This is a genomic window from Micromonospora sp. WMMB482 (genome assembly GCF_019038635.1).
GTDB classification, from domain to species: domain Bacteria; phylum Actinomycetota; class Actinomycetes; order Mycobacteriales; family Micromonosporaceae; genus Micromonospora; species Micromonospora marina.
The window spans coordinates 6,738,010-6,748,035 of record NZ_JAHOPD010000020.1; the positions used below are offsets into that span (position 1 = coordinate 6,738,010).

Annotated in this window: 11 protein-coding genes; 6 read left to right on the plus strand and 5 right to left on the minus strand. The window is 70.6% G+C overall.

Annotated elements, in window-relative coordinates:
* Positions 1 to 190 precede the first annotated feature (190 nt).
* From KSK32_RS31680 to KSK32_RS31695, 4 genes are all read left to right on the plus strand, one after another.
* The gene (locus KSK32_RS31680) at positions 191 to 622 is read left to right on the plus strand and encodes a type II 3-dehydroquinate dehydratase (RefSeq protein WP_216935524.1); all 432 of its coding nucleotides are present in this window, start codon (positions 191 to 193) and stop codon (positions 620 to 622) included.
* Between the two features lie 91 nt (positions 623 to 713).
* A complete protein-coding gene (locus KSK32_RS31685) occupies positions 714 to 1,067 on the plus strand; it encodes a DoxX family protein (RefSeq protein ID WP_216935526.1) in 354 nt (117 codons plus the stop codon).
* Positions 1,068 to 1,075: 8 nt separating this feature from the next.
* A complete protein-coding gene (locus KSK32_RS31690; protein ID WP_216935528.1) occupies positions 1,076 to 2,014 on the plus strand; it encodes an ROK family protein in 939 nt (312 codons plus the stop codon).
* An 11-nt stretch (positions 2,015 to 2,025) separates the two neighbouring features.
* A complete protein-coding gene (locus tag KSK32_RS31695) occupies positions 2,026 to 2,586 on the plus strand; it encodes an NADPH-dependent FMN reductase (RefSeq protein ID WP_216935530.1) in 561 nt (186 codons plus the stop codon).
* Between the two features lie 339 nt (positions 2,587 to 2,925).
* On the opposite strand, the gene KSK32_RS31700 is transcribed toward KSK32_RS31695, so the two are convergent.
* The 3 genes from KSK32_RS31700 to KSK32_RS31710 all read right to left on the minus strand — a co-directional run bounded on the left by KSK32_RS31700 (position 2,926) and on the right by KSK32_RS31710 (position 6,130).
* Positions 2,926 to 3,282 carry a hypothetical protein gene (locus KSK32_RS31700; protein ID WP_216935532.1) on the minus strand — a complete coding sequence of 119 codons (357 nt, stop codon included), beginning with the start codon at positions 3,280 to 3,282 and terminating at the stop codon, positions 2,926 to 2,928.
* Between the two features lie 121 nt (positions 3,283 to 3,403).
* A complete protein-coding gene (locus tag KSK32_RS31705; protein ID WP_216935533.1) occupies positions 3,404 to 4,627 on the minus strand; it encodes a glycosyltransferase in 1,224 nt (407 codons plus the stop codon).
* A 90-nt stretch (positions 4,628 to 4,717) separates the two neighbouring features.
* Positions 4,718 to 6,130, minus strand: coding sequence for a glycosyltransferase family 2 protein (locus tag KSK32_RS31710; RefSeq protein ID WP_216935535.1), 1,413 nt, complete (start codon positions 6,128 to 6,130; stop codon positions 4,718 to 4,720).
* A 280-nt stretch (positions 6,131 to 6,410) separates the two neighbouring features.
* Between KSK32_RS31710 and KSK32_RS31715 the strand changes: the two genes are divergently transcribed.
* A complete protein-coding gene (locus KSK32_RS31715; RefSeq protein ID WP_216935537.1) occupies positions 6,411 to 7,328 on the plus strand; it encodes a hypothetical protein in 918 nt (305 codons plus the stop codon).
* Between the two features lie 338 nt (positions 7,329 to 7,666).
* Positions 7,667 to 8,449: a transposase family protein gene (locus KSK32_RS31720; protein WP_216930649.1), complete on the plus strand. Its 783-nt coding sequence runs from the start codon at positions 7,667 to 7,669 to the stop codon at positions 8,447 to 8,449.
* 7 nt (positions 8,450 to 8,456) lie between these two features.
* On the opposite strand, the gene KSK32_RS31725 is transcribed toward KSK32_RS31720, so the two are convergent.
* The gene (locus tag KSK32_RS31725) at positions 8,457 to 8,822 is read right to left on the minus strand and encodes a hypothetical protein (protein ID WP_216935539.1); all 366 of its coding nucleotides are present in this window, start codon (positions 8,820 to 8,822) and stop codon (positions 8,457 to 8,459) included.
* Between the two features lie 19 nt (positions 8,823 to 8,841).
* A protein-coding gene (locus KSK32_RS31730) for an IS3 family transposase (protein ID WP_216935541.1) occupies positions 8,842 to 10,010 on the minus strand; the annotation gives its coding sequence in 2 pieces (ribosomal slippage) (positions 8,842 to 9,723 and positions 9,726 to 10,010; 1,167 coding nt in all).
* Positions 10,011 to 10,026 lie beyond the last annotated feature (16 nt).

A 10,026-nucleotide genomic window follows, 5' to 3' on the forward strand; every position in this document is an offset into this window, starting at 1 on the left:
GCGTCGCTTCAGCAGGGAGGACGGTAACCGACGCGGATACGCGGTCACCGCCCCTAACAGCCCCTAGCCACCCCTTAGTCCGCCCGTGCGTCGGGCGCCGCTGGTTCGCCGGGAGCCGTCGGCGTAGTAAGACTGCGGTGACCAGTCATCAGGCTCTGCGGGACCAGGGCCGTGCCCCACGAGGTGAAGCGTGTCGGACGTACTGCTGCTGAACGGCCCGAACCTGGGCATTCTCGGCCGGCGGGAACCGGAGATCTACGGCACGGACACCCTGGACGACATCGGACGCGCCGTCGGCGAGGAGGTCGCCGCCCGGGGCTGGGGTGTGGTCGCCGAGCAGCACGACTGCGAGGGTGCGCTGATCCGTACGATCCAGAACAGCTACGGCACGGTGGGCGCGATCGTCAACCCGGGCGCCCTGATGATCGCGGGCTGGAGCCTGCGCGACGCGCTGGCCGACTACCCCCGGCCCTTCGTCGAGGTGCATCTGTCCAACGTGTGGGCTCGGGAGAGCTTCCGGCACGACTCGGTGATCGCCCCGCTGGCCAGCGGGGTGATCGTCGGGCTCGGAGCGCTGGGCTACCGGCTGGCCGCGCGCGCCCTCACCGCGACCGTCCGATGACGACCGGGCACCCCGACGTCCGGTGCCGTGGGCGCCGGCGTGCCGGCAGTACGGTCGTCCGCACGTCCCGACTCTTCCCGAAGGACCTCACGTGGAGATTCCCGTCCTCGTCCTGACCCTCGTCCTCGCCGCCGTGTTCGTGGGCACCGCCGTGCCGAAGCTCACCGGGCAGGCGCAGATGCGCGAGCGGATGGACCACCTCGGCGTCTCGCCGGGGTTGACCCGCGTGCTGGGGGTGCTGGAACTCGCCGCGGTCGCCGGGCTGCTGCTCGGCCTGCTCTGGCCGCCCCTGGGCATCGCGGCGGCGATCGGTCTCGCCCTGCAGATGACGGGCGCGGTCGTCTACCACGCCCGGGCGAAGGACCCGGCCGCGACGATCCTGACGCCGGTGATCTTTGCCGTGGCCGCCCTGGCGCTCGTCTACCTGCACGTGCGGCTGGGCTGAGGCCGGCCGTGTCCGGTCCGCAGCGCCACGGCGGCGTCCTCGGCATCGACGTCGGCGGCACCAAGGTCGCGTTGCACGCGGAGGCACCCGGGCGGCCGGCGTACGACCGGACCTTCCGCTGGCCCCGGGGGGCCGCCGACCCGGCCGCCGACCTGACGGTGCTGGCCGTCGAGGTGGACCGGCTGCGCGACCGGTGGGGACCGGTGGACGCGGTCGGGGTGGCCATGCCGGCGACCACTGACACCGAGGGCACCGTCACCACCTGGCCTGGGCGCCCCGGCTGGGTGGGCCTCGACCTCACCGGCGCGCTGCGCCGCCTCTTTCCCGACGCGGCGACCGCCGTCGCCGACGATGGTGATCTCGCCGCCCTGGCCGAGGCGCGCTGCGCCGGCGCGGACGACGTGGTCTACCTGGGCGTCGGCACCGGGATCGGCGGCGGCGTCGTGCTGGCCGGCCGGCCGGTGCCGGGCCGGTCCTCCGCCGAGATCGGCCACGTGGTCGTCGCCCTCGAAGGTGAGCGCTGCGACTGCGGCCGCCACGGCTGCCTCCAGTCCGTCGCGTCCGGCCCCGCCACCCTGCGCCGCGCCGCCGCCCGCCGGGGCGGCGAGGTGGGCTTCGACGACCTACGGGCCGGACTCGACGGGCGCGAGCCCTGGGCGGTGGCGGCGGTCGAGGAAAGCTGCCGGGCGCTGGCGGCGGCGGTGGTGAGCCTCGGCGAGATCCTCGATCCGGCGCTGGCGATCGTGGGCGGTGGGTTCGCCGCCGGACTGCCCGGCTTCGTGCCGCTCGTCGCGCAACGGGCACGCCGCGCCGGCCGGGCCGGGCGCCCGGCGCCACCGGTGCGTCCCGCCGCCCTCGGCGGGCTGTCGTCCCTGCACGGAGCGGTGGAGCTGGCTCGTGACCTGACCGGCACGCCGGCTCCCGCGCGCCCCATCCCCATCGCATAGAGGAGAGCAGCATGGTCAGGATCGGTGTCATCGTCGGCAGCACGCGACCCGGCCGCAAGGCCGACGCCGTGGCCCGCTGGGTGCGCGACGTCGCCGCCAAGCGGGGCGACGCCACTGTCGAGCTGGTCGACATCGCCGACTACGCCCTGCCACACTTCGACGAGGTGCTGCCGCCGTCGATGGCGCCGTCGCGACGCCCGGCCGTACGCCGCTGGGCGGCGACCGTGGCCGGGTTCGACGGCTTCGTCTTCGTCACGCCGGAGTACAACCACTCCATTCCGGGCGCGCTGAAGGATTCGCTCGACTTCCTCTACCAGGAGTGGCGACACGCCGCCGCCGGTCTCGTCAGCTACGGCGTGCACGGCGGCACCCGGGCGGCGGAGCACCTGCGGCTGGTGCTCGGGCAGCTCGGCGTCGCCGACGTCCGCTCCCAGGTCGCGCTCTCTCTGACGACCGACTTCGTCAACTTCCGCGACTTCCGGCCGGCCGCGCACCACGAGCAGGCCCTCGGCACCATGCTCGACGAGGTGGTCGCCTGGGCCGGCACACTGCGGACGCTGCGCCGGGGCTGACGCCGCTGCGGCTGCGCGGGCCGGTGACGGGAGTCGGGCACCCAGCGTCGACCCGACCGCTCGGCCCGGCCCGGCCCGGCACGGCACGGCACGGCGGGAAGCGAGTTCGCGCCGGCCACGGCGGAGGACGAAGGGACACCCTGGAGCGACGCCCGCTGTCGTAGGCCAGGCCGACCCGCGCAGTGCGGCGACCACCGCCGCGAGACCACCGGCGGTGGTGGCCTCCACCCATGATCGGCTGTCCTCGGTCGCCGCTGCGGCATGGCACGGTGGCCGTGTCCTGCGCCGCCGGTGGCCGGGCACAACCCTGATGGAGTCGGGATGTCAGAACTGGCCGGCCTACACGTCGAGGGCGGCACCGCGCTCTACGCGACGGTCCGGGCCGCACACCGAGAGCTGCTCGACCGGTACGACCCACAGCGGATCAACGCGATCGTCGTGCTGACCGACGGCAACAACGAGTACCGACAGGACAATGACCTGGACCGCCTGCTCGCCGAGGTCGCCCTGGATCCGCGGCGTCCGGTGAAGGTGTTCGGGATCGCCTTCGACCGGGAGTCGGACTTCGCCACCCCTGGACCGGATCGCCAAGGCATCATCGGACAAGGCCTTCGACGCGACCGGTCCCGCCAAGATCGACGAAGCGTTCGTGAAGCTGGTCAGCAGCTTCTGACGCCGTCGCGCCCCGCCCGCCACGAGCCCGCGGCGCGACCGACGGTCTCCGCAGCCCCGCCGGTGAACAGCGCGGCCGGAGTAGGGAGCACCCCGACACCGGCCCGGTCCGCCGACGCCCTGACCTCGGCGCGGGGCTGCCCGCTCAGGCCCCCGGTGCGGCGACCAACCGCTCCGCGGCGACCTGCGCCGCGTCGGTGCGTACGACGCCGGCGAACTCGCGGGCGCGGGCGGCCACCTCCGGCCGCAGCGCGGCGCCCAGAGCCTCGGTCAGCGACTCGACGGTCGGCACGGAGCCGGGGTGTGCGGTGCCGATGCCGAGCGCGGACACCCGGCGCGCGAAGTAGTGCTGGTCGTACACCTGCGGTACGACGACCTGCGGCGTCCCGGCCCGCGCGGCCGTGGTCGTGGTGCCCGCGCCGCCGTGGTGGACCACCACGGCCACCTCCCGGAACAGGTCCTGCTGGTTCACATCGCCGACCACCAGGCAGTCGGGGGACCGGTCGACCGGCGAGAGCGGTGCCCAGCCCCGGGAGACGACCAGCCGGCAACCGACCGCGCGCACGGCCCGCACGGCCGTCTCCAGCAGACCCGGGGGTGCGGCGACGCTGCCGAATCCGACGTAGACGCACGGCCCGCCGGCGTCCAGGAAGGCCGTCAGCTCGGCGGGCAGGGCCCGCTCGTCGGGCAGGAACCAGGCGCCGGGTTGGTAGACGGCCGGATCGGCGACGTCCGGCCAGGGTGCCAGGGCCGGGTCGGCGGCCAGCCACGGCCGGTCGGTGTGGATGTGGTCGCTGACGTCGTCGACCGTGCCCAACCCCACCGCCGACCGCAGCGCGTTGAGGGGCGCGGCGAAGGTGTCGTTGACGTGCCGCAGGTTGGCGGCCCACAGGTCGCTGTTGTCGGCCGACGCGGGTGCCGGAACCTCCCCGGGCACCGGCAGCGGCAGCGGGGGGTGGTGGGGTGAGGGAAGGGCCGCCGGGCAGAGCGCCGCGAAGACGTACGGGATGCCGCGCTTCTCCGCCACGGTGCGGGCGGCGATCTGGAGGCCCGTCAACGCGACGACAATGTCACAGTCCCGGGCTGCGGCCGACAGCACCTCGAACTGGATACCGATGGAGGACTCGGCCAGCTTGCGTACCTGCGCGGGCGAGGGTTTGGGCACGGCGGTCCGCGACCTGGGCGCCGCCGACCTGCGCCAGGGCGGGCCGACGGGCACGAAGGGAATCCTGAAGCTGGCCACCCAGCGGGCGAAGTCGGGCGGGGCGCAGAGGCGGACCTGATGGCCGAGGGCCGTCAACCGCGACGCGAGCGCCACCAGTGGTTGGACATCGCCGCGCGACCCGAGAGTCGACAGCAGTACGCGCATGGTACTCGCCTTTCCGTCTTTTACGCCGGATCCGGGCGCGGTTGGGCCAGGCCCGACAGCGTTGTCGGGCCTGGCCCAACCGTCGATCTGCTATCCCCGCGTCGTGGAACGCCCCGGCACCAGGGCAGCGGGTCGCGCCCTGGCGGCGGTCTGAGCGGGTACCCGGCGCGCGGCGCCGGGCGCGGGTCGGAGGGGCCGCAGGATCAGTACGTGGCCGAGCCCCTCGACCGCGCGCAGCTCGGCCGTGCAGGCCGCGGCCTGCGCCTGGCGCAGGTAGTCCAGCGTCTGCGGGTCGGCGGCGCACATCCCCGGCGTCGAGCCGGCGGTGGCGACCAGGTGGACCTCGCCGGCCAGCAGCAGCGAGGCCGAGATGAACTGGCAGAGTTCCGGCCACAGCAGGTACCGCCAGAAGTCCACGCTGATCACCGCGTCCAGGCTGCCCGGCGGCATGGGCGGGGCGACGCCGAGCAGGTGGAAGTTGGTCCGCCCGATGGGTGCGGCGTAGTCGAAGGTCAACGCCGAGGCGGGCAACCCGGACTCGGCGCGGCCGGTGCCGATCCAGAGCGTGCGGTGCCCCCGCACCTGGCCGGCGAGGCGCGCGGCGGCGGGCCCGATGGCGCAGGCCGACCGCTCGACGCACTCGTCGATGAGCGCGCGATAGTGCAGGATGCGCCGGATCGCCTCGTACCCCATGACGGCGGTGAGGAACTCCCACTCCAGGCACGGATAGAGCCGGGCCGCCTGCTGGAAGTTGGCCTTCATCTCCATCCAGTTGCGGGTGATGTTCTTGTGGTGCGGCAGGTGGACGACCCGGGCGTCGTCGTCGTAGCCGAAGTTGACGCCGTCGGGAAGGCTGCGGTCGACGCGGTAGAACAACTCGACGTCCTCCACGCCGTAGCTCAGACCGAACGCCTCGCGGTAGCCACCGACCTGCGCGAAGTGCGCGCTGGACAGCGAGATGTTGTGCGTGTAGGCGATGACCCAGCCGGCCCGGAGCCACTCGCCCCCGTCGTCGGGAAGCCCCGTGGCGAACCGCAGGTCGCCGCCGTGCGGGAAGGCGCGTGCGACAGCGTGCGACTCCCCGGCCAGCACTGCCGGCAGGTCAGCGAGGCCGATCTCGTCCCGCCGGCCGATCAGCACCGCCGCGTTGCCGGGCACGCTGTGCCAGGCCAGGTGCCGCTCCAGCAGGTCGGGCACCGCCCACGAGTCGGCGTCGAGGAAGACCAGCAGAGGTGCGCAGGCACGGCGCGCCCCCTCGTTGCGGGCGACGGAGCGGCCCTTGCGCTCGGCGAGTTCCAGCACGCGCAGGCGGAGACCGGCGCCCTCGGCGAGCGCCTCGGCGTACCCGTCGGACGAGCCACCGTCCCGGACCACGATCACCTCGAAGCGTTCCGGCGGCAGCGTCTGCCGGGTCAGCGCCCTGAGGGTCAGCGCGAGGCACTGCGGATCCTGGTAGGTCGGCATCACCACACTCAGCGCCGGAGGGTTGGTGGGCAGCGACATGGCGATCCTCTCCGTCAGACGATCTTGCCGTCGGGGGGCGGCGACACCGTCAGACCATAACGCTCCGCGACGACATCCTTACGCATCAATAGGGGTCGATAGGGGTGCACTGTCCCGACACGACAGTCGCCGCCTGATCGGAACCTACCCACGCGCAGGAACAGCAGCCGCGACAGGAAGCAGAGGGTTAGATCAACCCGGTTCGGCTGGCGAACTCATGTACGCCTGGCAGGGGGAGTACGTCCTGGCCAACAGAGTCGACCACCCCCGAGATGTGATCATGCGGGAAGACGTGCTGATCGCACCGCTGGACACCTGGCTCATACAGGGCTTCGGGCCACTGCACCGGCGGAACACCGTCACCACGCTCCTCGACCAGGCCCACACCGGCACACCCACCGCCGCCCCGACGGCGCTCGAAGAACCCACAATCGCCGAGTGCGACGCCAAACTGGCGCGCCACCGTGCGGCGACGGACGCCGGCGCCCACCCAGGCGTCGTTGCCGGCTGGATCGCCGAGACCCAGGCAGAACGTGAACACGCCGAACGGCACCAGCACACGCCAGTCGAAGAGAAGACCAACGTCCCTACCCGCTACAGCGAGGAGCAGATCATCGCCGTCGCCGAGGAACTCGGAGACCTCGTGGCCGCCCTGCGGAACGCGCAGCCGGAACACAAACTGGAGGTCTACCGCAGCCTCGAGCTGCACCTGACCTACGACCCGGAAACGCGAACGGTGCGGGCAAGTGTTGACCTTGCCGCGCACCGTTGGGATTCAGTTGGTGTCCGAGGGGGGATTCGAACTCTTGTACGTATCACCTGTGCGCCATTTTGGGTGCGCATGCTCATAGGTTACGGCACGGCCAGGATTGGTTCAATCCCCCAATGCACATCACTGTGCGTGAGCATGAATGGCAGCTCGCACACATTGGGCCCACATACCTTGCGCAGCGGCTCGCCCCGTCATCGACGGGCCAAGATGAATGTGCAGCTATCCCCAATGACCGCTCAATCAGGCGCCGGCGAGCCGCCGCTAAGCATTTCTGCCTATGGCGCGCTTCAGCCGGTCGACGTGCCGGCAACCGTAGCGGTCGAATTCTTCGGCGCTCAGTGCACGAGGTTCACCGCCCTGGTTCGATGTCTGCGCTGGTCAGCCGGCCGACGACGGTTGGGGCCCGCTGGCCACGGGATCTCTTGAGGCATGTCGGGTACGTCGAGCGGCCAGCCGCAGCTTCGGTGTCATGTTGCGGTGGCCGCCAAGTCGTTTAGGGCTGCGTTGATCACGGGCCAACACATGCTGAGAGTATCGCGGTCTGGAGCATGGCCGATCTTCACCTGGGCGTTGGGATGCACGAGGTTGCGGTATTCGCGGAGTTTTCCAGCGAAACCGCGGACGTCGGCTTGTATCCACTGAGCCTTTTCCAAGCTGATCTTGCAGCTCAGGGCGGTTGCGGTAGGCCCGGTGATCGATGGGTGCGAGGCTCCAGGTAGGACAGCTGTCGACCAAGACTCGAAGCCCCGACCGGGAGCCTCGCCATGCTGTCCTACCCCGCCACGATTCCGTTGTCCAGCCGCACCCTGAACCACCTCGCCGAACGCATCCGCGGCCACCGTAAGCAGCGCCGATCCCGGTGGCGGCGTCTCGAACCCGGCCGGCAGGCGCTGCTCGCTCTCGCCCATCTGCGCAACGGCGACACCTACACCCGACTCGCGGCCGGATTCGAGATCGGCGTCGCCACTGCTTGGCGCTACGTCCAGGAAGCGATCGCCCTGCTCAGCTCGGCAGCCGATGACCTGGACACCGCGATGCGACGCATCCGGCTGCTGGCGTACGCGATCCTGGACGGCACGCTCATCCCGATCGACCGAGTCGCCGATCAGAGGCTCTACTACAGCGGCAAGCACAAACGCCACGGCGTGAACGTGCAGGTCATCGCGGACGCCGCCGGCCGGCTCGTGTGGGCATCACCGGCACTGCCCGGGTCGGTACACGACCTGACCGCCGCCCGCCATCACGGCATCATCGATGCTCTGACCCGCGCGGATGTGATGACCTTCGCCGATAAGGGCTACCAGGGCGCCCGTGGCAGCGTGCGCACCCCGTTCAAGCGACGCCGCTTCCGCCCGAAGCTGTCACGCCGGCAAAAGGCCGTGAACCGGGCCAACGCCAAGATCCGCGCCCGCGGAGAACGAGCGATCGCCACGCTCAAGACCTGGAAAATTCTGGTCAAGCTGCGCTGCTGCCCACGCCGAGCCACCGCGATCGTCCAGGCCATCCTCGCCCTGCACCACGTCGAAGCGAACCGCTACGCAGGATGAAAATGGCTCACTTTTCATGGTGGGCGGTCTCGATCAGCTCGTGCAGGGTCCACTTGTCGAGAGGCTTTTGTGCGTTGGGCGTGCGGGCCTTGACGGCGTCGAGGAGAACGCCTTCCAGAAGGCTGCCGAGCATGATGATCGCGCTGGCGTAGGCACCGTTGCGGTCGCAGATGCGTGCCTCGTTGAGCCGACTTTCAAGGACGATCGCGAGGTCGGCGTCGCGGACGATGTCTGCCATGGCCACGTGGAGCATGACGTCTGGTGACTGTTGCTCTTGGTCTTCTGGCTGCTTGTAGGGCCGAATGACGGGTCGCCCCTGGCTGTGTGCGATCTCGAAGCCTTCGATGGCGAGGATGCTGTGGGTCTGCTGCACCGATAGGTGACAGGTTCAGTCACGCGGCCTGACTGGCCGGTGGGGTCATGATGGTCTCGTACTCGATGGGGGTCAACCGGGACAGGGATCGTTGGCGTCGGCGGCGGTGGTAGGTCCGCTCGATCCAGGTCACGATCGCGGTCCTCAGCTGCTGCCGGGTCGTCCAGGTTCGGCGGTCGAGGACGTTGTTCTGCAGCAGGCCGAAGAAGGATTCCATGGCAGCGTTGTCGCCGGCGGCGCCGACCCTGCCCATCGACCCGGTCATGTTGTGCTGGTTGAGGGCGTGGACGAATTTCCGGCTTCGGAATTGCGATCCGCGGTCGGTGTGCAGCACGCAGCCGGCCACGTCACCACGACGTGCTGCGGCGTTGCGCAGGGCATTGACGGCCAGGCGAGACTTCATCCGTGAGTCGATGGAGTAGCCGACGATCCGGTGGGACCACACGTCCTTGATCGCACACAGGTAGAGCTTGCCCTCACCGGTGCGGTGTTCAGTGATGTCGGCCAGCCACAACCGGTTCGGGCCGTCGGCGGTGAAGTCGCGGCGTACCAGATCGTCGTGCACTGGCGGACCGACCTTGCCGCCCTTGCCCCGACGCTTGCGCTTGCTGAACGCGCTCCACCAGCCCATGTGGGAGCAGATCTTCCAGGCGGTGCGTTCGACCATCGGCTGGCCGGCAGTGCGGGCCTCATCGGCCAGGAACCGGTAGCCGAACTCCGGGTCGTCGCGATGCGCGTCGAACAACGCGTCCGCCCGATACGCCGCCACCAGCTCGGCGTCTGTGACACGGCGGGCAAGCCACCGGTAGTAGGGCTGACGAGCGATGGTCAATACCCGGCACGTCACCGCCACGGGGACCCCGTCAGCGGCCAGCTCGCTCACGAGCGGGTAGAGCCTTTTCCCGGCAGATGCGCCTGCGACAGGTAAGCCGCAGCCCGGCGCAGGACCTCGTTCTCCTGCTCCAGCAGCTTGATCCGCTTACGGGCCTCACGCAGCTCGGCTGACTCGCCGCCGCTGACACCCGGTCTGGTTCCGGCGTCGACGTCAGCCTGGCGCATCCACTTGAACAACGTCATCGGGTGGACTCCGAAGTCCTTGGCGATCTGCTCGACCGTCACGCCCGGATCGCGGTCACGGGCCACCCGCACGACATCGTCGCGGAACTCTCGGGGATAGGGCTTGGGCACAGCGACATCCTTCCAG

Coding starts and splice junctions, on each gene's coding strand:
- KSK32_RS31695 (WP_216935530.1), top strand. CDS start 2,026: ATGGTCAGGATCGGTGTCATCGTCGGCAGCACGCGACCCGGCCGCAAG.
- KSK32_RS31705 (WP_216935533.1), bottom strand. CDS start 4,627: ATGCGCGTACTGCTGTCGACTCTCGGGTCGCGCGGCGATGTCCAACCA.
- KSK32_RS31710 (WP_216935535.1), bottom strand. CDS start 6,130: ATGTCGCTGCCCACCAACCCTCCGGCGCTGAGTGTGGTGATGCCGACC.
- KSK32_RS31715 (WP_216935537.1), top strand. CDS start 6,411: ATGCGGGAAGACGTGCTGATCGCACCGCTGGACACCTGGCTCATACAG.
- KSK32_RS31720 (WP_216930649.1), top strand. CDS start 7,667: ATGCTGTCCTACCCCGCCACGATTCCGTTGTCCAGCCGCACCCTGAAC.